Annotated in this window: 19 protein-coding genes; 8 read left to right on the top strand and 11 right to left on the bottom strand. The window is 72.5% G+C overall.

What is annotated here, in order from left to right; all coding sequences use genetic code 11:
- Window positions 1-824: 824 nt before the first annotated feature.
- From ABD52_RS25600 to ABD52_RS25580, 5 genes are all read left to right on the top strand, one after another.
- Window positions 825-3,116, top strand: a complete 2,292-nt coding sequence (locus tag ABD52_RS25600; protein ID WP_047893505.1) for a TRAP transporter fused permease subunit — start codon at window positions 825-827, stop codon at window positions 3,114-3,116.
- Entirely contained in the window at window positions 3,092-4,111 is a 1,020-nt protein-coding gene (locus ABD52_RS25595; protein ID WP_013475559.1) for a TAXI family TRAP transporter solute-binding subunit, read from the top strand. Before ABD52_RS25600 ends, ABD52_RS25595 begins: the two co-directional genes overlap by 25 nt.
- Before the next feature lie 64 nt (window positions 4,112-4,175).
- Window positions 4,176-6,512 carry a nitrate- and nitrite sensing domain-containing protein gene (locus ABD52_RS25590; RefSeq protein WP_013287917.1) on the top strand — a complete coding sequence of 779 codons (2,337 nt, stop codon included), beginning with the start codon at window positions 4,176-4,178 and terminating at the stop codon, window positions 6,510-6,512.
- Window positions 6,509-6,901, top strand: coding sequence for a roadblock/LC7 domain-containing protein (locus ABD52_RS25585; protein ID WP_013475557.1), 393 nt, complete (start codon window positions 6,509-6,511; stop codon window positions 6,899-6,901). The genes ABD52_RS25590 and ABD52_RS25585 overlap by 4 nt, the downstream gene beginning before the upstream one ends.
- A complete protein-coding gene (locus ABD52_RS25580) occupies window positions 6,898-7,866 on the top strand; it encodes a TAXI family TRAP transporter solute-binding subunit (protein WP_047893504.1) in 969 nt (322 codons plus the stop codon). Before ABD52_RS25585 ends, ABD52_RS25580 begins: the two co-directional genes overlap by 4 nt.
- A gap of 52 nt (window positions 7,867-7,918) precedes the next feature.
- On the opposite strand, the gene ABD52_RS25575 is transcribed toward ABD52_RS25580, so the two are convergent.
- Window positions 7,919-8,458, bottom strand: coding sequence for a GNAT family N-acetyltransferase (locus tag ABD52_RS25575; protein ID WP_047893503.1), 540 nt, complete (start codon window positions 8,456-8,458; stop codon window positions 7,919-7,921).
- A gap of 107 nt (window positions 8,459-8,565) precedes the next feature.
- Here ABD52_RS25575 and ABD52_RS25570 point away from each other — a divergent pair, with 107 nt between their 5' ends.
- Window positions 8,566-8,820 carry a type II toxin-antitoxin system Phd/YefM family antitoxin gene (locus ABD52_RS25570; RefSeq protein ID WP_013475551.1) on the top strand — a complete coding sequence of 85 codons (255 nt, stop codon included), beginning with the start codon at window positions 8,566-8,568 and terminating at the stop codon, window positions 8,818-8,820.
- Window positions 8,817-9,191 carry a type II toxin-antitoxin system VapC family toxin gene (locus ABD52_RS25565; protein ID WP_013287925.1) on the top strand — a complete coding sequence of 125 codons (375 nt, stop codon included), beginning with the start codon at window positions 8,817-8,819 and terminating at the stop codon, window positions 9,189-9,191. Before ABD52_RS25570 ends, ABD52_RS25565 begins: the two co-directional genes overlap by 4 nt.
- Window positions 9,192-9,194: 3 nt before the next feature.
- Here ABD52_RS25565 and ABD52_RS25560 read toward each other — a convergent pair whose 3' ends face one another.
- The 10 genes from ABD52_RS25560 to ppdK all read right to left on the bottom strand — a co-directional run bounded on the left by ABD52_RS25560 (window position 9,195) and on the right by ppdK (window position 20,859).
- Window positions 9,195-9,737, bottom strand: coding sequence for a hypothetical protein (locus ABD52_RS25560; protein WP_047893502.1), 543 nt, complete (start codon window positions 9,735-9,737; stop codon window positions 9,195-9,197).
- Complete coding sequence (gene dnaG, locus ABD52_RS25555) at window positions 9,737-11,632, bottom strand: DNA primase (RefSeq protein ID WP_047893506.1); 1,896 nt, start codon at window positions 11,630-11,632, stop codon at window positions 9,737-9,739. The genes ABD52_RS25560 and dnaG overlap by 1 nt, the downstream gene beginning before the upstream one ends.
- A 73-nt stretch (window positions 11,633-11,705) precedes the next feature.
- Window positions 11,706-11,951 carry a helix-turn-helix transcriptional regulator gene (locus tag ABD52_RS25550; protein WP_013287928.1) on the bottom strand — a complete coding sequence of 82 codons (246 nt, stop codon included), beginning with the start codon at window positions 11,949-11,951 and terminating at the stop codon, window positions 11,706-11,708.
- 10 nt (window positions 11,952-11,961) lie between these two features.
- Entirely contained in the window at window positions 11,962-12,813 is an 852-nt protein-coding gene (locus ABD52_RS25545; protein ID WP_013287929.1) for an ABC transporter permease, read from the bottom strand.
- Window positions 12,810-13,784, bottom strand: a complete 975-nt coding sequence (locus ABD52_RS25540; protein WP_047893501.1) for an ABC transporter ATP-binding protein — start codon at window positions 13,782-13,784, stop codon at window positions 12,810-12,812. Before ABD52_RS25540 ends, ABD52_RS25545 begins: the two co-directional genes overlap by 4 nt.
- Before the next feature lie 44 nt (window positions 13,785-13,828).
- On the bottom strand, window positions 13,829-15,463 hold the full coding sequence (locus ABD52_RS25535; protein ID WP_047893500.1) for a BCCT family transporter: 1,635 nt from the start codon (window positions 15,461-15,463) through the stop codon (window positions 13,829-13,831).
- A gap of 57 nt (window positions 15,464-15,520) precedes the next feature.
- Window positions 15,521-16,357, bottom strand: a complete 837-nt coding sequence (locus tag ABD52_RS25530; RefSeq protein WP_047893499.1) for a siderophore-interacting protein — start codon at window positions 16,355-16,357, stop codon at window positions 15,521-15,523.
- 48 nt (window positions 16,358-16,405) lie between these two features.
- Window positions 16,406-17,632, bottom strand: a complete 1,227-nt coding sequence (locus tag ABD52_RS25525; RefSeq protein WP_047893498.1) for a deoxyguanosinetriphosphate triphosphohydrolase — start codon at window positions 17,630-17,632, stop codon at window positions 16,406-16,408.
- Between the two features lie 49 nt (window positions 17,633-17,681).
- The gene (locus tag ABD52_RS25520; RefSeq protein WP_013287934.1) at window positions 17,682-18,035 is read right to left on the bottom strand and encodes a VOC family protein; all 354 of its coding nucleotides are present in this window, start codon (window positions 18,033-18,035) and stop codon (window positions 17,682-17,684) included.
- A 115-nt stretch (window positions 18,036-18,150) separates the two neighbouring features.
- A complete protein-coding gene (ppdK, locus tag ABD52_RS25515) occupies window positions 18,151-20,859 on the bottom strand; it encodes a pyruvate, phosphate dikinase (RefSeq protein WP_013475544.1) in 2,709 nt (902 codons plus the stop codon).
- Between the two features lie 310 nt (window positions 20,860-21,169).
- Here ppdK and ABD52_RS25510 point away from each other — a divergent pair.
- The coding region (locus ABD52_RS25510) for a beta-N-acetylhexosaminidase (protein ID WP_047893497.1) at window positions 21,170-22,836 on the top strand (1,667 nt) is incomplete at its 3' end.

The raw sequence follows: 22,836 nt of genomic DNA, 5'->3' as shown, positions 1-22,836 counted from the left end.
TCCGCCCGCTCGCCGCCTCTGGCTCTGCAGCCACGCGCGCGACAGACACGCTCCGTAACCATGTGCGCCGATGGATGCAGAGCAAAGGCGGCGGGGGCAGCGCTCCCACCGCCGCCCCGCCACTCCCCACCCGAAATCCCGGCGAGCCGTCGCTCCGCCGCGACCACCGATCGCCACCATCACGACGACCGTCACGACGAGTGGAACGTCATGGGTGTCAAACGGGGCCGGAAGCACCCATGACGTTCCACTCACCGAGGGTCGGCCACCGGTCGACCGGCCACCTGTGCGGAAGCGAGAGCGCGGTGTACGGGCGGCGAAAGCCGGGGCGCTGAGGTAACGCGTGATCCGTCTTCCGATGCCACCACCTCGGCGAAGTGGAGTCGATCGTGGAAACGCGAGACGGCGAACACGCTTTCCAGCCATTTCCCAACCGGTAGAGCGTGGCGGGCGCGAGCGCACACAGCACGGCGCGAGCGGGGGCGCTACGCGCGCCGTCCGCGCGAGCCGCCACGAAAGACGCACCCACCTCAGTGGACACGTTGCGTGACGACAAGCATCCCCGGCACGTTCATTCTTCATCGTTGTAAGTGATATCGGGAGAGAGCCGGGAGAACCCTTCTCCCGCCATTGCGAAACAGTTTCAAGAAATAAGTGACGCGAGTGAGCGAAGCTCCATTCCGTCACTCATTGCAATCATGATCGGCAATGTTCCCAACATGCGCGCTATTCGCGTATCGTGCCCCCTCGTGCCGCCCGTTCGCCCCTCCGACGCGACTCCCCCCAAACCCCGGCCGCCGTCCGGCGGACGACCGGGGTCCGACGTGGACGCCGAGGTGGTGTCGCTGCCGCCGGACGACGGAAGCGTCGCCGGGCCCGAGTGGGCCGACGACGGGCCGGGCGAGACGCACCACCACAGCCGAGCAGCGCACCGCACCGCAGGCGAGCACCACACCGCGGACGAGCACCACACCGCAGGCGAGCACGACACCACGGGCGAGAACGAGACCCGCGACAAGAGCGAGAGCCAGGAACAGACCCAGGACGCCCGCGAACTGGCCGCCCGGTTCGAGGAGGAGAAGCCGGGACGCGTACTCGCCGGACCGGTCGGTGTCCTCTTCACCGGCATCACCGTCGCGGTCGGGCTGCTGACGCTCTGGCAGGTGTTCTTCCCGCTGGCCCAGGGCAGCAAGTACTACCTGATCTTCTTCCTGGCCGGCGTCCTGCCGATCGTGTTCCTCGCGTACCCCTCGGGGGTGCGGCTACGACGCGCCAAGGCTGACGCGGCCGACGCGGACGACCGGCGCGGACCGACGCCCGTGGACTGGCTGCTGGCCCTCGCGGCGCTCGTCGTCTGCCTCTACCCGGTGCTGCCGGTCACCATCGGCGCCGGTGGCGGCGGGTACGACGCCTTCCTCGACCGGCAGGGCCTGCTCGATCCGCTGGACGTGGCGTTCGGCACCGGGCTGCTGCTCCTGCTGCTGGAGGCGTGCCGGCGCACGACCGGATGGATCCTGCCGGCGGTCTGCGTGCTGTTCCTCGGGTACGGCTACTACGGCGGGCTGCTGCCGCAGTCGTGGCCGGTGGCGCACGCGGGGCTCGACTTCGGGCAGCTCGTCGACGCGTTCTACAACTCCGACAGCGGCTTCTACGGCACCCCGCTGGACGTGGCCGCCTCCTACATCGTGCTGTTCACCATCTACGGCGCGGTGCTCAACCTGTCCGGCGCGGGCCGGTTCTTCGTGGAGCTGTCCGCCGCCGCGTTCCGCCGCTCCCGGACGGCCGCCGGGCGCACCGCCGTCGCCTCGGGTTTCCTGCTCGGCACGGTCTCCGGCTCCGGCGCCGCCACCACGGTCAGCATCGGCGCGGTGACCTGGCCGATCCTGCGCCGCGCCGGCTACCCGGCCGAGCGGGCGGGCGGCATGCTCGCCGCCGCCGGTGTGGGGGCGATCCTGTCGCCGCCGACGCTGGGTGCCGCGGCGTTCATCATCGCCGAGTACCTGGGCGTCTCCTACCTCCAGGTGCTCGGCTGGGCGACGGTGCCGACGATCCTCTACTACCTGGGCATCCTGCTCTCCGTCGAGATCGACGCCCGGCGCTCCGGGGTCCGCCCGGTGGTCATCGACACCGGCTCGGCCTGGCGGCTGCTGGCCCGCTTCGGCTACCACTTCCTCTCGCTCTTCGTGATCATCGTGGTGCTGGCGCTCGGCGCGTCGGCGATGCGCGCGGTCGTCATCGCCACCGCGCTCGCCGCCGTGCTGTCCTTCCTGGACCGGCGCCACCGCCTCACGCCGGCCCGGCTGGTGGAGGCGCTGCGCGACGGCGTACGCGGGGTGCTCGCGGTGAGCGCCGTCTGCGCCGCGGCCGGCATCATCACCGCCACCACCACGAAGACCGGCCTCGGGCCGCAGGCCGCAGCGCTGCTGATCGACGGGGCGCAGGCGGTCAGCTCCGAGCCGGCAGTGGTGCTGGCCCTCACCGCCGTGCTCGCCGCCGTCGCGCTCAGCCTGCTCGGCCTCGCCGTGCCGGTCACCGCCTCGTTCGTCATCGGCTGGGTGATCATCGGTCCGGCGCTGCTCAACCTGGGCGTCGAAGCGCCCGCCGCGGCCATGTTCGTCTTCTACTTCGCGGTGCTGTCCGAGGTCTCGCCGCCGACCGCGCTCGCAGCTGTCGCCGCCGCCGCGGTCACCGGCGGCCGGCTGGTGCCGACCATGTGGCAGACCCTGCGGTACGCGCTGCCGGCGTACCTGATTCCGCTGGCCTTCGTGATCACACCGACCGGTCTCGGCCTGCTCGGCATCGGCGGGGCCGGGCGGATCGTGACGGCCGGCCTGGTGTCGGCACTGGGTGTCGCGGTGCTGGCGGTCGCGGCCGGCGGCTGGCTACCCGGTGTGGGCCCGGCCGGCGTGCCGGAGCGGATCGTCGGCGCGATCGCCGGGCTGGTGCTGCTCTGGCTGGAACCACTGCCCATGGCGATCGGCGCGGCGCTCGCCGCGCTCGCGGTCGCGGGCGTGTACGTCCGACGTGGCGCCGCCGGGCACACCGGCCGCCCGGCGGTCGAAGAATCCGTGGACCTTGGGGAGGAGAGAGAGTGGGACGGATCGACGCGAGGATAGTGGCGGGTGTCGGGGCACTTGTCCTGGTCGCCGCCGGTGCCGCCGGCTGCGGGGGCCGTCAGGACGGCGCGGCGAAGGACGACGCCGCCCGCGAGGTCAGCTGCAAGGTCACCAAAGACACCCGGGTCGGCATCGCCACCGGAAACGCCACGGGCGTCTACTACGTGGTCGGCAACGCGCTCGCCGGTGAACTGAGCAAGTCCACCGACGGCAAGCTCACCGGGACGGCCGCCGAGACCGGCGCCTCGGTGCAGAACGTCGAGCAGCTCGTCGCCGGCCAGTACGACGTGGCGTTCTCGCTGTTCGACACCGCTGTCAACGCGGTGCAGGGCAAGGGGAGCTTCAGCTCGCCGCAGCCGGTGAAGGCGCTGGCCCGGATCTACGACAACTACACGCAGGTGGTGGTCCGCGCCGACGCGGGGATCACGTCGGTGGCCGACATGAAGGGCAAGAAGATCTCCACCGGCTCGCCCAAGTCCGGCACCGAGGTCATCGCCAACCGGCTGCTCACCGCCGCCGGACTGGACCCGGCCAAGGACATCCAGGCGCAGCGGCTGGACCTCACCAAGACCGTCGACGGCATGAAGGACGGCAGCATCGACGGCTTCTTCTGGTCCGGCGGCGTGCCGACCGGCGGGGTCACCGACCTGTTCACCACGTCGGGCGACAAGGTGAAGTTCGTCGACATCAGCCCGCTGCTGCCGAAGATGGCCGAGCTGAATCCGGCGTACCAGGCGGGCACCATCGGCAAGGACATCTACCGGACCCCGGCCGACGTGCCCACCATCGTGGTGCCGAACGTGCTGCTGGTGCGGGACAACCTGGACGCCGACGTGGCCTGCGCGATCACCCGGACGGTGTTCGACTCCAAGGACGCCCTGGCCCAGGCGAACCCGGCGGCGAAGGGCATCGAGCTGGGCAACGCCCGCAAGACCGACCCGGTGCCGCTGCACCGCGGCGCGGAGCGGGCGCTGAGCGACCTCGGCGCGAGCTGACCCGAACGGGCCGGGCCCGGACGCGCGTCCGGGCCCGGCCCACCGACCCGACCCGGAGACCCCCGTGCCGCTGCCCCACCCGGCCCGCGTACGCCGGCATCACCGCTCCGCGGACCGCACCGGACGCCTCCGCTCGGTCCGCGTCCAACTGCTGGCCCCGATCCTGGTGGCCACCGCCGGTCTGGTCGTGCTGGGGGCGGCGCAGACCGGCGCCGCGCTCGACGCGTCCGCCGACGCCGACCGGGCCCGCGTGCTGGCCGGCACCGCCACCGCGACCGTACGGCTGGTGCACGAGCTGGAACGAGAACTGGCCGAGACGGCCGCGTTGCGCCAGCGCGGCGGTACGTCCGGCCGCCCGCTCGTGGACGCGCAGCGCCGGCGGGTGGACACGGCGGTGGAGCGCTACCGCTCGGCGCAGGGTGACGCGCGCCGGGCCGCCCCGGATCTGGCCGGGGTGCTCGACGACGTGGGCGGGCGCCTGGCGCAGCTCGCACCCACCCGGGACCTGGCGTTGGCCGGTGAGCGCGGCGACCCGGCGTACGTGTCGCTCGTGGAGTCGCTGCTCGCGGTCGCGGACGCGCTGCCGAGTCAGCTCCGCGACGCCGACCTGGCCAACCAGGCGCGCGAGGTGGCAGCGGTGGCCGCCCAGGAGCACCTGTCCGCGCTGGAGCGCGACCTGCTGCGGGCGGTGTTCGTCAGGGGTGGACTGCAAAGTGGCGAGCTGGCCCGGCTGGGCCGGCTGCGGGGTGCCCGGGAGCAGCGGCAGGCCGAGTTCCTGCGGATCGCCTCCGCCCCGGCGAACAGGGCCTGGTACCGGCTGGTCGACGGCACCGACGTGACCACTGCCCGCCGGATGGGTGACGCCGTGCTCGACTCCGACGGCGCGCCGGGCACGGTGAAGACCGACGGTGACGCCTGGTACGTGGCGCAGAGCGGCGCGATCCGCCGGTACAACCTGCTCGGCCGGGACCTGACCGACGGGCTGGACCGGGACGCGGCGGACCTGGCCGGGACGGCCCGGTTGCGTGCGGTGCTGACCGCCGGCGCGACGAGCACCGTCGCACTCGGCTCGCTCGTCACCGCAGTGCTGCTGGCGGTACGCACCAGCCGCCGGTTGCGCCGGCTGCGGGTGGCCGCGCTCACCATGGCGAACCGGGAGCTGCCGGAACGGATCACCGCGATCGCGGCGGGCGAGCGGACCCCGGCGGAGGGTCCGGCGACCCGGATGACCGACGGGATCAGGCGCGGCAAGGACGAGGTGGCGCAGGTCGCCGAGGCGTTCGACACGGTGAACCGGGCCGCGTTGCGGCTGGCCGGGCAGCAGGCCGAGTTGCGGCTGGACGTGACCCGGATGGCGGAGGCGCTGGCCCGGCGCATCCGTACGCTCATCACCCGGCAGCTGCGGCTGCTCGACGACTTCGAGCGCGAGGAGACCGACCCGGACGCGCTGGCCCGCCTGTTCGCGCTGGACCACCTCGCCGCCCGGTTGCGCCGCAACGGCGAGAACCTGCTGGTGCTCGCCGGTGGCGAGCCCGGCCGGGGGCACGAGGGCGCGTTGCTGCTGGACGACGTGGTGCGGGCGGCGGCCTCCGAGATCGAGGACTACCCGCGGGTCGAGATCGACGTGCCGACCGCTGCGGTGCACGGCGCGGCGGCCGGCAACCTGGTGCACCTGCTGGCCGAGCTGCTGGAGAACGCCACCGTCTACTCGCCACCGGAGGCCCGGGTGCTCGTCGACGGGCGGCGCACCGTCGACGGGCTGGTGCTGCGCGTACACGACCAGGGCATCGGTGTCAGCGAGAGCCGGCTGACCGAGATCAACGATCGGCTGGCCGCGCCGGCCACGCTGTCCAGCGCGGCGGCGGGCAGCATGGGCCTGCACGTGGTGGCCCACCTGGCCGCCCGGCACGGGATCCGGGTGCAGTTGCACAACCCGGGCACCGGCACTGTGGCGCAGGTCGACGTACCGGAATCGGTGCTGACCCGGGTCGAGTCGGTGGCGTCCCGGCCGACGGCCGAGCGGCGACAGCGCGCCGCGGCCTGGTTCAAGTCCGGGCCGGCCGGTGGCCGCAGTCTCGTCACCAGCGCCACGACCGTCGGCCCGGTACGCGGCGTCGCCGCCGTCCGCACGCCCGGTGGCGCGCTGCTGGCGCCGAGCGCGGCGCGGATCCGGCCGGTGAGCGTGCCGCCGACGCCCGTCCCGACCACCGCCGCCGGGCTGCCACGGCGGCAGGTGGGCGGCCACCTGCCCGAGCCGATGCCGGACACCACCGCGCCGCCGCCGGCGATCGACCTGCTCGACCCCGAAGTGGTACGCGCCCGGCTGTCCGCCCTCGCCGAGGGGGTGGCCAGCGCGACCCGCCGTGCCCCGAACACCACACCCAACGGGAGAAGACCATGACCTCACCGTCCTCCGCCGGCCTGGACTGGCTGCTGGCGAACTTCGCCGAGCAGGTGCCGGACGTCTCGCACGCGCTCGCGGTCTCCGAGGACGGGCTGCGGCTGGCGTCCTCACCCGACCTCGCCCCCGACCAGGTCGACCAGCTCGCGGCGGTGATCAGCGGGCTGGCGAGCCTGACAGTGGGCGCGGCCCGGCTGATGTCCGCCGGCCGGGTACGTCAGCAGATCGTGGACATGGACGGCGGGGTGATGCTGGTGATGGCCGTGGGTGAGCGGGCGCTGCTCGGCGTGCTGGCCGCGCCCGGCTGCGACCTGGGGCAGATCGGCTACGAGACGGCGACGCTCGTGCAGCGGGTGGCGGAGGCGCTGGAACCGGCGGTGCGACGGTGACCGGCCGCCCGCTGCGGCTGCTGGCCGCGCTGATGACGGCGGTGCTGGTGGTCGGCTGCGCGGCCGAGGACTCCACCCCGGAGGCGTGGCACGGCGGGCGGATCTTCCTGGCCACCGGCAACACCACAGGCGTGTACTACCAGCTCGGCGGCGGGTACGCCGACCTGATCACCCGCCACCTGCCCGGGTACGAGGCGCGGGCGGAGCCGACCGGCGCGTCGGTGGAGAACATCACCCGGGTCGCGAGCGGCGACATGGAGATCGCGTTCAGCCTGGCCGACACGGCGGCGGACGCGGTCGACGGGCGCGGGGCGTTCGACAAGCAGCCGCAGCCGGTACGCGCGCTGGCCCGGGTCTACAGCAACTACACGCACGTGATCGTCCGCGCCGACGGCAAGATCGGCAGCTTCGCCGACCTGCGCGGCAAGCGCATCTCCACCGGTTCGCCGAAGTCCGGCACCGACATCATCGCCGGGCGCCTGCTCACCGCCGGTGGCATCGACCCGAACCGGGACATCCAGCGGTTCAACCTGTCGCTGCCGGAGACGGTCAAGCGGATGCGCGCCAAGGGCCTGGACGCCATGTTCTTCTCCGGTGGCCTGCCCACACCCGGCGTCAAGGATCTGCTCTCCTCCGCGCCCGGCACGTTCCGGCTGCTGCCGCTCGACGAGCTGATCGAGCCGTTGAGCGCCCGCTTCGGCGCGGTCTACACCACGGCGACGCTGCCGAAGGAGGTCTACGGCACGCCCGAGCCGACACCGACCATCACCGTGGCGAACGTGATCCTGGTGGCGGCGGACATGCCGGAGCAGCTCGCGTACGACCTGACCCGGGTGCTGTTCACCTGGCAGGGCGAGCTGATCCAGGTGCACCCGGAGGCGGCGAACTTCAACCGGTCCAGCGGCGCGGCGACCCGGCCGATCCCGTTGCACCCGGGCGCGCAGCGGTTCTACCGCACCGGCTGAGCGCAGGACCGCGCCGCCCCGGCACCGCCGCGCCGGGAAGGCGCGGCGCCTGCTACGGCGTCCAGTCGCGCCGCAGCAGGCCGTAGATCACCATGTCTCCGAAGCCGTCGCCGTCGTACCCGCGCTCCCGCTGGGTGCCCTCGTGGACGAAACCGCATCTCTCGGCGGTACGCCGCATGGCCGTGTTGGCGGCGAGCGCCTCGATCTCCAGGCGGCGCAGGTTGCGGTTGCGGAAGCCGTACCGGCAGAGCAGCCGGATCACCTCGGTCCCGTAGCCCTGGCCGCGAGCCTCGGGCAGCAGCGTGATGCCGAGATGGGCGAGCCTGCTGAACGTGTCGATCCCCCACAGCACGCCGGTGCCGAGGAACGTGCCGTCGGCGACGGTCTCGGCCAGCAGCGACACCGCGGCGCCGGCGTCCGGCTGCTCGCCGGCGCGCTTCTCCAGCCGGGCCCGGACCTGGCCGACGTGGTACGGCAGGAACGGCCCGTCGTCGGTGATCAGGTGCAGCTCCGGATCGCTCTTCAGGCGGAACAGGTCCGGCGCGTCGTCAGGGGTGGGCGGGCGCAGGCGGACGCGCTCGGTGGCGAACATCCCGCGACGCTAACAGCCGGTCCGCAGCCACTCGACCGGATTATCCGGCCGCCGCCGGGCGCCCATATGCCTAAACTAAGTACTTAGCTAACCGAGGAGGTCGCGCTGTGTCCGCTGAGGCTGCGCACTACAACATGCATGACGCCAAGACCCACCTGTCGCGCATCATCGAGCGGGTGGAGCGCGGCGAAGAAATCATCATCGACCGGGCGGGCACCCCCGTGGCGAAGGTCGTGCCGCTCGTGCGCCGCGCCAACCGCACGGCGGTCGGCTCCCTCGCCGGGCAGGTGGACCTCTCCGGTGACTGGGACTCGCCACAGACCAACGCCGAGATCGCCGCCGACTTCGGAATCGGCGCATGACCCTGCTGCTGGACACCCACGTCGCGCTCTGGGCCATCACCGGCGACGCCACCCTCGGTGTCGAGTTCCTCGACCGGCTACGCCACGACCCAGATGTCTTCCTCTCCCCGGTCAGCCTCTGGGAGATCACCATCAAGCAGCAGGCGGGGAAGCTCTCCGGCCCGCCCGATCTGGCCGAACGGGTACGCGACATGGGTTTCCGTGAACTACCGGTGACCCACGACCACGCCATCACCGCGGGCCGCCTGCCGCCGCATCACCGTGACCCCTTCGACCGCATGCTGGTGGCTCAGGCGATCACGGAGAATCTGACCCTGGCCACGCGCGACGCTTCCATCCCGCTCTACGAGGTCGACGTCCTCAAGGTGTAGGTGTCAGGCGTCGGCGGGGGTGGTGGCGGCCCGCGCCGCCGCGACCAGCCGGGCGGTCTCGTCGGTCACCGCCTGGTCGTCGGTCGGCGTCCCCGGGTCGTAGCGGACCGTCCAGGTCAGGCCGTCGACCCCGGGCACCCGCCGGGCCGCGACCCGCCCGGAGCCGCCGGGCACCTCGTGGTGCGAGGTGTACGCCACCGAGCCGGTGACCCGGGCCCGGACCTGGTGCGGCAGGTCGCCCGGGTCGACGAGCAGGTACGTCTCGGGAAGACCGTCCGCGACCACCAGGTAGCCGTCGCGCTCGGCGACCGGCTCGGCCGGGGTGACTGTCAGCTCGCGGCCGGACCAGACCGCCTTGAGGATGTCGTGCCAGCCGAGGCGATCCACCCGGCCGGGCAGCCAGAGCCCGCGGTTGCTGGCGACCAGCACGCCGTCGTTGCCGCCCTCGCCGGTGCCGGCGGCGGCCCAGGCGAGCACGCGCTCGTCGGCGGCCAGCGGCGGCCGGTCGGCCGAGGGCAGTTTCGGCCGGCGGTTGAACAGACCCATCACAGCTCTCCGGCAGCTTGCTGGCCGAGCGCACGCGCATGTTGCTCAAGCGATAGCAGCTCTCCGAACAACGCGAAGTACTCGTCCTTGTTATTGACCGGGTTGACACGTTGGAGCTTCGACTTGACCTCCCGGATTCGGGCAGTGACTGATCCACGCTGCAGGCGTGCGAGCTGGATTGCTACGTAACGAGGGTCCGGTGGACCATCCAAACGAAGCGGTTCGACCGAAAGTTCGCTCACGAGGGCTTGTCCCGCCAGATCCTCACACAAGTCCCGGACCTTCTCTATCCATACGGCGCCGCTCGCCGCAGAGGAGGCGCCGCCAGCTGCCGCAATTGCGGTGCGCACTGAGGAATGAATGGGGTCGCGATACTCGGATGCCTCTACCGCGTCGAACATCGGCCCAGCCAGGGCGGGCTCCTGAAGTGCGAGTTTCAACGCCTCACGCTCCACTCTAGCCTGAGGGCTGTCAACAACAGGGCCAGTTGCAGTTGACTTGGCAACGGGCGTTGAGCCCTTGGCGGCAGTCGGAGAGCTTGCAGCACGCACAGCGCGCTGCACCACATCGATCTCCATGCCTAGTAGGTCTTCAGCGAGCCTACGGCCGTAGCCTTCTCTCTTCTCGCGGTCCTTAACCATGGCAACGAGGGGAGCGGCACGATGCATAGCTTCGATACGCCCATCAACGGTGTCCAGGTCGTAACGACTCACAATGTGCCGGAGGGCGAAGTCGACGAGCGGCTCACGGCGGGCCACCAGGTCACGCACGGCCAGGTCGCCCTTTGCCAGGCGCAGCTCGCACGGGTCCATGTTGTCGGGGCTGACCGCGATGAAGGTACGCCCGACGAAGCGCTGGTCGTCCTCGAAGGCGCGCAGCGCCGCCTTCTGCCCGGCCGCGTCGCCGTCGAACGTGAAGATGATCTCCCCCGCCCGTTCGTCGCTGTCGAACAGCACCCGGCGCAGCACCGAGATGTGGTCGCCGCCGAACGCCGTGCCGCAGGTCGCGACCGCTGTCGGCACGTCGGCGAGGTGGCAGGCCATCACGTCGGTGTAGCCCTCGACCACCACCACCTTGCCCTGCTTGGCGATCTCCCGCTTGGCCTGGTCGATGCCGTAGAGCACGTGCGACTTCTTGTAGATCGGCGTCTCGGGGGTGTTGAGGTATTTCGGGCCGTCGTCGTCGTCGAAGAGCTTGCGGGCGCCGAAGCCGATCACGTCGCCGGTGATGTCCCGGATGGGCCACATCAGGCGGCGGCGGAACCGGTCGATCAGCGAGCCGGAGCGGGCCGGGCGGGACAGGCCGCCGGTGACCAGCTCGTCGTGGGTGAAGCCCTGCTGGCGCAGGTGCTTGGTGAGCAGGTCCCACCCGTCGGGGGCGAAGCCGCAGCCGTACCGCTCGGCGGCGGCCCGGTCGAAGCCGCGCCCGGCGAGGAACTCGCGGGCCGGGCGCGCGCCGGCGGTGGTGAGCTGGGCCCGGTAGAACTCGACGGCGGCGGCGTGCGCGGCCACCAGACGCTGCCGCTGCCCCTGCTGCGGGCGGGTACGCGGCGTGGACCGGTCGTCCTCGACGTAGCGCAACTGGATGCCGGCGCGGGCGGCGAGCCGCTCGACGGACTCGACGAAGCTGAGGTGCTCGGCGTCCATCAGGAACTTGATCGCGTCGCCGCCGACCCCGCAGCCGAAGCAGTAGAACACGTTGCGGGCGGGCGAGACGTTGAACGACGGGCTCTTCTCGTCGTGGAACGGGCAGAGCCCCTTGAGGTTGCCGCCGCCGGCCGACTTGAGCGTCACCACCTCGGAGATGACGTCCGCGATGGCGGTGCGCTCGCGGACGAGCGCGATGTCCTCGTCCCGGATCCGCCCCGCCATGACCGCCACCCCCTCGGCGTACATCCTGCCCTGCCGGACCGACGTTGCGGCGGCCGGGGGGACGGGCGTGCGGCCGGCCACGCCCGTCCCCGCCGGCTCAGGCCGAGCGGGCCGCCGCGGGATCGCCGATGCGCGGGAACGGCTCGATGGAGAAGACCACCTCGACCGGCACCTCGAAGTACGCGGCGATGCGCAGCGCCAGGTGCAGGCTGGGCCGGAACTCGCCGCGCTCCAGGTAACCGACGGTCTGGTAGTGCACACCGAGCGCGTCGGCCAGTTGCCGGCGGGAGATGCCCCGTTCGGCGCGCAGCACCGCGATCCGGTTGTGCACGGTCTCGCTCATCGACGCCCTCTCATCCGACCCGCTGCATGGCCCGTTCCCGCCGGGCCGCGACCCGCGAGCCGGACTCCCGGCGGGCCATCCGGCGCAGCACCACCGGGGCCAGCACGAGCCCGAGCACCGCCCAGGCTCCGAGCACGCCGACCGTCTCCAGGTGCCGCCAGGAGCCGCCGAGTTCGACAGCCGCCAGGTCGCCCGGGAGCAGCGCCGAGCGCATGCCCAAGCCTAGCCAGTAGAGCGGGAAGACCTGGGCGACGCCCTGGAGCCAGCCGGGCAGGCCGTTGATCGGGTAGAAGATGCCGGACAACGCGATGAGACCGAAGATCGGCATCACCACCAGGCCCATGTTGCGCGGGTTCTCGACCAGCGAGCCGATCACCGCGCCCAGCGGCAGCGTCGCCACCAGCCCGAGCGGCACCACCCAGGCCAGCGTGAGCCAGGCGCCGGGGTCGCCGAGCCGCAGCCCGTCGAGGAAGAACAGGCCGGGCGTGAGCTGGATGACGACGCCGATCAGCGCGACCGCCGACACCAGCACGATCTTGCCGACCAGGTAGCCGAGCATGCCGTCCGGGATGGCCTTGGCGCGCAGCAGCGTGCCGTCCTCCCGGTCGATGACGAGCTGGTTGGCCAGCCCGAGCAGGCCGCCGAAGAGCAGGCCCATGCCGAGCGCGCTGGGCAGCGTACGGGCGCCGAGGGAGAAGTCGGTGCCGGGCACCGTCGAGCCGCGCATCCAGAACACGGCGACCAGCAGCACCACTGTGGGGAAGAAGTAGGTCCAGAGATCCTGGCCGTTGGTGAACGTGGCGCGCAGCTCGATCACGCCGCGCCGCAGCCCGGCCCGCAGCGCGTTGGTGGTCGGGTTCATCGGTTCGCCTCCTGCTGCCACACCCGCTCGGCCCGGCCGGTACGGATGCCGGTCTCCTCCTCGTGCACCAGCGCCAGGTACGCGTCCTCCAGGCTGGCCCGGCGCACCTCCAGCTCGCGTATCCGGTCGCCGTGCTCGCGGAGCAGGTCGCGCAGGAACGCGGTGGCGTCGCCGGTGGCGTGCACGTACCGCTCGCCGTCGCGGGTCCAGCGCACCTCGGCGTCCCCCGCGACGCGCCGGGCGAGCTGGTCGGGCGACCCCTCGGCGATGATCCGGCCGCCGGCCAGGATGAGGATGCGGTCGGCCAGCTTCTCCGCCTCGGCCAGGTCGTGCGTGGTCAGCACGATGGTGGTCTCGTCCAGGTCGGCCAGGCGGTGCACCAGCTCGTGGAACTCGCGCCGGGCGGCCGGGTCGAACCCGACTGTGGGCTCGTCCAGGAACAGCAGTTCGGGGCGGCCGACGATGCCGACAGCGACGTCGAGCCGGCGGCGCTGACCACCGGAGAGCCGGGCCACCCGGCTGCCGGCGTGCGCGCTCAGGCCCACGGTCTCCAGCAGCTCGTCGACCGGCCACGGGCGCGGGATCCGGTCGGTGGCGTACGGCGCGTAGAAGTCGCCGAGGTGTGCGAGCAGCTCCCGCACCCGCCACTTGCCGTGGTCGCGCCAGGACTGGAGCACCACGCCGAGCCGCGCGCGCCACCGTTCGTCGCCGCGGGCCGGGTCGGTGCCGAGCACGCGCACCGTGCCGGCCGAGGGCAGCCGGAAGCCTTCGAGGATCTCGATGGTGGTCGTCTTGCCCGCGCCGTTGGGCCCGAGCAGCGCCACCACCTCGCCCCGCCGGGCGGTCAGGTCGACGCCGTGCAGCACGTCGACGGCGCCGTAGCGCATACGCAGATCCCGCACGTCGAGGACGAGATCCTCGTCGGGAGGTCGGGGGGACGCGACGGTCCCCGGGAGTTCGACCGCAGTCATGCCCCGGAATGTAGCACTCCTGCTACGAAACGAGGTACCCCCACTCAACGGCGAGGGCGGTGGAACCAGCGCGTGACGGGGGCCGGCTCCTCCTCCTCGTACGACCGGGCCGCACGGACCGCGGCGGCCAGGCCGGAGCGGCGGGGCCGGGGCCCGGCGCGCAGCATCGGGTCGGCGGCCATGTCCCGGAGCACCGCGACGGCCAGGCCCAGCATCACCACGACGAACGGCAACGCGACCAGGATGGTCGCCTGTTGCAACGCGGCCAGGCCACCGGCCAGCAGCAACGCCGCCGCGACCGCGCCGATCAGCACGCCCCAGAGCACCACTACCGAGCGGTGCGGCCGCAGCGCGCCGCGCGAGCTGAGCGAGCCGAGCACCAGCGACGCCGAGTCCGCGCTGGTGACGAAGTAGAGCGCGATCAGCACCATGGCGAGCACGCTCGTCAGCGTGGCCAGCGGCAGCGCCTCGAGCAGCCCGAACAGCGCCTGCTCCGAACCGGCGTCCACGTCCGCCACCAGATCTCGGGTGCCGGTGGTCTGCGTACGCAGGGCGGTCCCGCCCATCACCGCGAACCACACGGTGCTCGCGCCGCTGGGTATCAGCAGCACCCCGATCAGGAACTGGCGGACCGTACGGCCGCGCGAGATGCGGGCGATGAACGTGCCCACGAACGGCGCCCAGGAGATCCACCACGCCCAGTAGAAGATCGTCCACGAGCCCAGCCAGGCCGGATCGGAGAACGCCCCGGTACGCGTCGACATGCGCACCAGGCCGCTCAGATAGTCACCGACCGAGGCCGGCAGCACCTCCAGCGTGTAGACGGTCGGACCGACCACGAACACGAACAGCATCAGCACGACGGCGATCAGCACGTTCGTGGTGGACAGCCACTTGACGCCCCGGTGCAGTCCGGAGAAGGCGGACACGACGAAGGCGAGCGTCAGCGCGCCGATGATCGTCAACTCGACGGTCCGGCCGTCCGGTACCCCGGCCACCAGGTCGAGGCCGGCCGCCACCTGGAGCGCGCCCAGCCCGAGACTGGTCGCGGAGCCGAACACGGTGGCGAAGACGGCGAGCAGGTCGATCGCGCGGCCTAGCGGGCCGTCGGTCCGGTCGCCGAGCAGCGGCGCGAACGCGGACGAGATCCGGTTGCCCCGCCCCTTGCGGAACGTCGAGTACGCCAGCGCCAGCGCCGCGATCGCGTAGATGCCCCACGGGTGCAGTGTCCAGTGGAAGAGCGTGTACTGCATGGCCGCCGAGGCGGCGGCGCCGGTCTGCGGCTCGACGCCGGAGGCCGGGGGCGGCGTCGCGTAGTGCTGGATCGGTTCGGCGACGGCGAAGAACACCAGGCCGATGCCCATGCCGGCGCTGAACATCATGGCGACCCAGGCCAGCGTGTCGAACTCCGGCTCGTCGTCGTCGGCGCCCAGCCGGATCCGGCCGAACCGGGAGACGGCCACGACCACCGCCAGCACCAGGAAGGCGTCGGCCGCGACCACGAAGAACCAGCCGAACGTGCTCACGGTCCAGGCCAGGCCGGACTCGCCGAAACGGGCCAGTGAACCCCGGGCGAACACGCCCCACAGCACCACCGCGAGCACACCGGCGACCCCGGCGCCGAGCACCACCCGGTCGACCTGCTGGGTAGCGGACCGCTGCCCCGATTGTCCCGTCATGCCTCCATCGTCGGCGGGCCGGCCGCACCGTAGGGCCGGAACGCCGCAGGAACCGCGTCAGGACACGACGGCGGCGGCCTCCTCGGCCTCCACTGCGGCGTTCCAGGCCGGCTTGGTGGACCGCCAGCCCTCGTCGTCCATGCCACGCCGCCAGTAGCCGGAGATGGACAGGTCGCCCCGGGGCACGCCGCGCTCGACGCGCAGCAGCCGCCGCAGCTCCTTCATCGCCCCGGCCTCACCGTGCACGAACGCGTGCACCCGGCCGGGCGGGAACGCCAGCGCCCGGACCGCCTCGACCAGCGGCTCGCCGCACGGACGCCCGTCGCGGTGCAACCAGCACACCTCGACCTCACCCGCGCTGGTCAGGGGCAGCTCGTCGGCCGGGCCGCCGACCTCGACGTACACCTTCGCGGGCGCGCCCACCGGCAGCCGTTCCAGGGCGGCGGCGATGGCCGGCAGCGCGCTCTCGTCGCCCGCCAGCAGGTGCCAGTCGGCAGCCGGGTCCGGCGCGTACGCGCCGCCCGGCCCGGTGAACAACACCCGGTCGCCGGGACGCAGCGCCGCCGCCCACGGCCCGGCCAGACCCTCGTCGCCGTGGTGCACCACGTCGACAGTCATCTCACCGGCCGCGGCGTCCCAGGCCCTGATCGTGTACGCGCGCAGGCGCGGCCACTGCTCCGCCGGGAACTCCCGCTTGATCGTGGCCAGGTCGACCGGGTCCGGGTAGGTCACCCCGGCCGGCGGGAAGACGAACTTCACGTAGTGGTCGGTGTACGCGCCCACCGGCAGCCCGGCCAGCTCGGCGCCGCCCAGGACCAGGCGGATCAGGTGTGGGGTGGGCCGCGTGGTCCGGACGACCGTGGCGGCGGTGAGCTTCTTCGGGCGATCCGTCATGCGCTTAGGCTAGCCTAAGTTCGATGGCTCGCCCCGGGCACGATGCGGTCAGCTCGGCGACACCAACCGGGCGTGCCAGGCCAGCGCGGCCGGATCGGTGAGCGAGGCGACCTGGTCGATCACCACGCGCAGCCGCGCGGCGTCGTCCGCCGCGTCACGCCACAGCGGCGCGAACACCGGGTCGAGCGCATCCGGCGCCCGGTCCAGCAGCGCCGCGACCAGCCCGGTCAGGACGTCGCGCTGCCGCGCGTAGCGGTCCCCGGCGCCGGGGCGGCGCATCACGTACCGCAGCGCGATGCCCTTGAGCAGCGCGCACTGCGCCCGGATCCGGCGCGGCACCTCCAGGTCGGCGTCGTAGCGGCGGTGCGGGCCGGGACCGTGGCGCTGCTCGGTCGCGGCCACCACGCCGGCGACGAACCGGCCGGTGAGCACGCTCGTGGTGGCCTTCAACGCGGCGAGCGCGCGGTGGCTGCCGTCGTACGCGGCAAGCGGGGCGAGCACCGGATCGGCCAGCAGGCCGGCGAGCACCTCGCCCAGATCCTCCGGCGCCTCACCCGAGTAGGCGGCGGCCACGTCGGCGCAGAGCGCCCGCCGCTCGTCCGCGTCGGCCAACAGCGGGCGCAGGTCGACGTACCCGCCGTGGATGCCGTCCTCGACGTCGTGCACCGAGTACGCCACGTCGTCGGCCCAGTCCATCACCTGGGCCTCCAGGCAGCGCCGGTCGCCCGGCGGGGCGCCTTCGCGCAGCCAGTCGAAGACCGGGCGGTCGTCGGCGTACACGCCGAACTTGCGCTCGCCGAGGCGGCGCGGCCACGGGTACTTGCTCACCGCGTCCAGCGCGGCCCGGGTCAGGTTCAGCCCGGCCGAGCGCCCGTCCGGGGCGAGCACCTTCGCCTCCAGCCGGGTGAGCACCCGCAGCGTCTGCGCGTTGCCCTCGAAGCCGCCGCAGTCGGCGGCCAGCTCGTCCAGGGCGTACTCGCCGTTGTGCCCGAACGGCGGGTGGCCCAGGTCGTGCGCCAGCCCGGCGGTGTCCACCACGTCCGGGTCGCAGCCCAGCCGGGCGCCCATCTCGCGGGCGATCTGCGCGACCTCCAGCGAGTGGGTCAGCCGGGTACGCAGGAAGTCGTTCGTCCCGGCGGTGTGCACCTGGGTCTTCGCGGCGAGCCGGCGGAACGCCGCCGAGTGCAGCACGCGGGCGCGGTCCCGCTCGAACGGCGACCGGCCGTACCCGGTGTCCTTGGGCGCCTCGTCGACCAGCCGCGCCGCGTCGCTCATTTCTCCCGGACTGGCAGAGGGTCGCGACTGCGGGGCTCGCAAGACCGGCTCACTCCTCGCGCTCCCGGAGAACGCAGAACTCGTTGCCCTCCGGGTCGGCGAGCACCGTCCACTCCACGTCTCCCTGGCCGATGTCGACGTGCCGGGCGCCCATGTCGACGAGGCGCTCCACCTCGGCCTCCATGTCGGCCGGGCGCAGGTCGATGTGCAGCCGGTTCTTCCCCTCCTTCGGCCCGGAGACCGGGACGAAGACGAGACCGGGCGTCGTGTCGGGGGTCCGGCGGATCTCCACCTCGTCCGGCTTGTCGGTGATCACCTGATAGCCGAGGGCCTCCGCCCACCAACTGGCGAGCCGGGACGGATCCCGGGCGTCGATGGTCAGGTTCTCCCAGACGGCGGTCATGCGGCCACCCCTCCTGATCGACACGTGGCGGAAGCTCAGGCTACGCCGAGGAGGCCGGAAAGGCGCGCCGGGCGTACGCGGGGCCGCCGGCGAGCACCGGCGGCCCCGCGCCGCGTCAGCGGGAGTCCGAACCGGTGGTGGTGATCGACGCGCGGCCTGCCTCCAGCCGGGCCACCGGCACCCGGAACGGCGAGCAGGAGACGTAGTCCAGGCCGACCTCGTGGAAGAAGTGCACCGAGTCCGGGTCGCCGCCGTGCTCGCCGCAGACGCCGAGCTTCAGGCCCGGACGGGCCGCCCGGCCCTCCTCGGCGGCGATGCGCACCAGCCGGCCGACGCCGTCGGTGTCGATCGACTCGAACGGCGAGATACCGAAGATGCCCAGCTCCAGGTAGCGCCAGAAGAACGCGCCCTCCACGTCGTCGCGGGAGAAGCCCCAGCCCATCTGGGTCAGGTCGTTGGTGCCGAAGGAGAAGAACTCGGCCGCCTCGGCGATCTGCCCGGCGGTCAGCGCCGCCCGGGGCACCTCGATCATCGTGCCGATCAGCACCTCGACGCCGCTGTCCCCGACCACCTCGGCGATGATCCGCTCGGCCTCGGCGCGTACCGTCTCCAGCTCCTGCACGGCCCCGACCAGCGGCACCATGATCTCCGGGCAGGCCTTGCCGCCGTCGCGGACGACCGCGACGGCGGCCTCCGCGATCGCGCGGACCTGCATGGCGAACAGGCCGGGGATGACCAGGCCGAGCCGGACGCCGCGCAGGCCCAGCATCGGGTTCTCCTCGTGCATCCGCCGCACGGCGGCGAGCAGCGCCTCCTCCTTGGCCACGTCCTCGCCGCGCTCCTGTGCCACCGCGACGTTGACCGCGAGCTGTTCCAGCGGGGGCAGGAACTCGTGCAGCGGCGGGTCGATCAGCCGCACGGTGACCGGCAGGCCGTCCATCTCGCGGAAGATCTCGATGAAGTCGGCCCGCTGCAGCGGCAGCAGCGCGGCGAGCGCGTCCTCCCGCTCCTGCTCGCCGGAGGCCAGGATGAGCCGCTCGACCAGCTCGCGCCGGTCGCCGAGGAACATGTGCTCGGTGCGGCACAGGCCGATGCCCTCGGCGCCGAAGCGCCGCGCCCGGGCCGCGTCCGCGCCGGTGTCGGCGTTCGTGCGTACCCGCAGCCGCCGCGCGGCGTCGGCGTGCGTCATGATCCGGTGTACGGAGCGGACCAGCGCGTCGTCGGTGTTCTCCGGGTCGAGTTCGCCCTCGAAGTACTGCACCACCTCGGACGGCATGACCGGCACCTCGCCGAGGTAGACCTTGCCGGTGGTGCCGTCGATCGAGACCACGTCGCCCTCGTTCACCACGTGGTCGCCCACAGTGAACTTCTTCGCCGGCACGTTCACTTCCAGCTCGTCGGCGCCGGAGACGCAGGTCTTACCCATGCCGCGGGCCACCACGGCGGCGTGGCTGGTCTTGCCGCCCCGGGAGGTGAGGATGCCCTTGGCGGCGATCATGCCGTTGAGGTCGTCCGGGTTGGTTTCCCGGCGGACCAGGATCACCGACTCCCCCTCGGCGGCCAGCTCGACCGCCCGGGCCGAGGTGAAGACGACCTTGCCGGACGCGGCACCCGGGGAGGCGCCGATGCCCTTGGCCACCGGCTCGAACTCGTGGTCGAGCTGGAAGCGCGGGAACATCAACTGGGCGAGCTGCGCGCCGTTGACCCGGTGCAGCGCCTCGTCCAGGTCGATCAGACCCTCGTCGACGAGCTGCCCGGCGATGACGAACGCGGCGGCGGCGGTGCGCTTGCCGACGCGGGTCTGGAGCATCCAGAGCTTGCCGCGCTCGATGGTGAACTCGATGTCGCAGAGGTCCTTGTAGTGCTCCTCCAGCCGGGCCATGATGCCGAGCAGCTGGTCGTAGGAGGTCTTGTCGAGCTGCTCCAGCTCCTGCAACGGCACCGTGTTGCGGATGCCGGCGACCACGTCCTCGCCCTGGGCGTTGGCGAGGTAGTCGCCGTAGATGCCCTGCGCGCCGCTGCCCGGGTCGCGGGTGAACGCGACGCCGGTACCGGAGTCGGGACCGAGGTTGCCGAACACCATCGTCACCACGTTGACGGCGGTGCCCAGGTCGGCCGGGATGCGCTCCTGGCGGCGGTAGAGGATCGCCCGCTCCGCGTTCCACGAGTCGAAGACCGCGCGGATGGCGAGGTCGAGCTGCTCGCGCGGCTCCTGCGGGAACTCGCGGCCGGTGTGCTTCGCGAAGATCTGCTTGTACGCGTCGACAAGCCCGCGCAGGTCGTCGGCGTCCAGGTCGAGGTCGTTGTGCGTGCCCTTGGCGCGCTTGATCTCGTCGAGCGCGTGCTCGAACTCCTCGCCCGGCACCTCGCAGACGGTCTTGCCGAACATCTGGATCAGCCGGCGGTACGAGTCCCAGGCGAACCGGTCGTTCCCGCCCGCCTGGTTGCTCAGGCCGACCACGCTGCGGTCGTTGAGGCCGACGTTGAGAACCGTCTCCATCATGCCCGGCATGGAGAACTTGGCGCCGGAGCGCACCGAGACCAGCAGCGGGTCGTCCGGGTCGCCGAGGCGCCGGCCCATCTCGCGCTCCAGGGACTCCAGGTGCGCCTCGATCTGGGCGGCCAGGCCGTCCGGCTCGCGCCCGGTCGTCAGGTACGCCTTGCAGGCCTCGGTGGTGATCGTGAAGCCGGGCGGAACCGGCAGGCCGAGATTCGTCATCTCGGCCAGGTTGGCCCCCTTGCCGCCGAGCAGATCCTTGAGATCCTTGTTGCCCTCGGCGAAGTCGTAGACGTACTTCTGCTCGACCGGATCGTGCGCTGCCACCAGAGCCTCCCACGCGCGCCATTGACACTTAACGAAGGTTCAGTTCGGACATACCCCGGTAGTGACCACCGGTAATCCCGGCTCGTCAGCGTCGGTGGGGCGAAGGCTAGGCGAGTTTCGAGAAACCTGGGAGCGTTCGGTGACTTTCGGCACAACGGTCACCACAATCCGCGTTCGTACGGGTTTTTGGGAACGCTTCCACGAGCACGATCACGCAATTCCGATCCCCCTCGTACTCTTGACGTCACTGCATCTCGCGGAACCTGACCTTTGCCATATCCCGCGCGAATACACCCTCGGAGCCGTCGCCGTGCCGACCAACCCCGCCGCCCCGGAGACCGGGCCGGAGCCGACCGACACCCGTCCCACCAGCCCTTCCATCGACGTACCGGCTGTGCCGCTGCCCGGTGTGCCGGCACCCGCAGCCGAGCTGGCCCGCGACGCCGCGGGCCGGGCCGCCGAGGCGCTCGCCGGACCGGCGCCGGTCCGGCTCGGCGACGTGGTGCCGGCGCCCGAGCACGTGCGCCCGGACCCGGCCGGTGACTTCACGCTGAGCGCGGACGCGGTGCTGCGGGTCAGCCCCGCCGGGCGGGACGTGGCCGAGCAGCTCGCCGGCTGGCTGCGCCCGGCCACCGGCTTCCCGCTCCCGGTCGCCGACACCGGCGAGGACGGCCCGCTGACGCTCACGCTGTCCGCGGCGGTTCCCGCCCGGCCCGGCGAGCCGGACGACGCGCGGCTCGGGGACGAGGGCTACCGCCTCGACGTGACCACCGGCGGCGTCCGGATCACCGCCGCCACCCCGGCCGGGCTGTTCCACGGCGCGCAGACGCTGCGGCAGCTGCTACCCGCGCCGATCGAGAGCCCGACCGCCGTCGCCGCGCGCTGGGCGGTACCCGGCGGCACGATCGTCGACCGGCCGCGCTTCCCCTACCGGGGCGCGATGCTCGACGTCGCCCGCCACTTCTTCGCGGTCGAGGACGTGCTGCGGGTGGTCGACCACCTGGCCCGCTACAAGCTCAACCACCTGCACCTGCACCTCACCGACGACCAGGGCTGGCGGATCGCCGTCGACTCCTGGCCACGGCTCGCCGAGGTCGGCGGCACGACAGCGGTCGGCGGCGGCCCCGGCGGCTGGTACACACGTGACGACTACCGCCGCATCGTCGCGTACGCCGCCCGCCGCCACGTCACAGTGGTGCCCGAGATCGACCTGCCGGGCCACACCAACGCGGCGCTCGTCGCGTACCCCGAACTGGCGCCCGGCAAGATCGCGCCACCGCCGTACACCGGCACCGAGGTCGGCTTCAGCTTCGTCGACCCCGCCGACGAGCGGACGTACGCCTTCGTCGCGGACGTGGTCGGCGAGGTGGCCGCGTCGACGCCCGGGCCGTGGCTGCACCTCGGCGGCGACGAGGCGTTCAAGGTGCCGGCCGACAGCTACCGCTCCTTCGTGGAGCGGGCGCAGCGGCTGGTGGCCGCCACCGGCAAGACCGTCGTCGGCTGGCACCAGCTCGCCCCGGCCGCACACGTCGACGGGCGCGTCCTGCAGTGGTGGGGCACGAACGGTGACGACCCGGAGACCGCCGACGCGGTACGCCGTGGCGCCCGGCTGATCCTCTCCCCCGGCAACCACGCGTACCTGGACATGAAGTACGCCCCGGACACCCCGATCGGACACGACTGGGCCGGTCTGATCGACGTGCGCCGGGCGTACGAGTGGGATCCGGGCAGCCACGTGCGGGGCGTACCGGCCGAGGCGGTGCTGGGTGTGGAGGCGCCGCTGTGGACCGAGTCGATCACGACGCCGGCCGAGGTCGAGTTCATGCTCTTCCCGCGCCTGCCCGCCGTCGCCGAACTCGGCTGGTCACCGCGCGAGACGCACGACTGGTCCCGGTTCCGCAGCCGGCTGGCCGCACACGGCCCGCGCTGGTCCACAGCCGGCATCGCCTTCCACCCCTCCCCCGAGATCCCCTGGCC

The organism is Micromonospora sp. RV43 (assembly GCF_001029515.1).
Classification (GTDB): Bacteria; Actinomycetota; Actinomycetes; order Mycobacteriales; family Micromonosporaceae; genus Micromonospora; species Micromonospora aurantiaca.
Note: the sequence above shows the minus strand (reverse complement) of the source record. Positions and strands in the feature narration are given on the sequence as shown.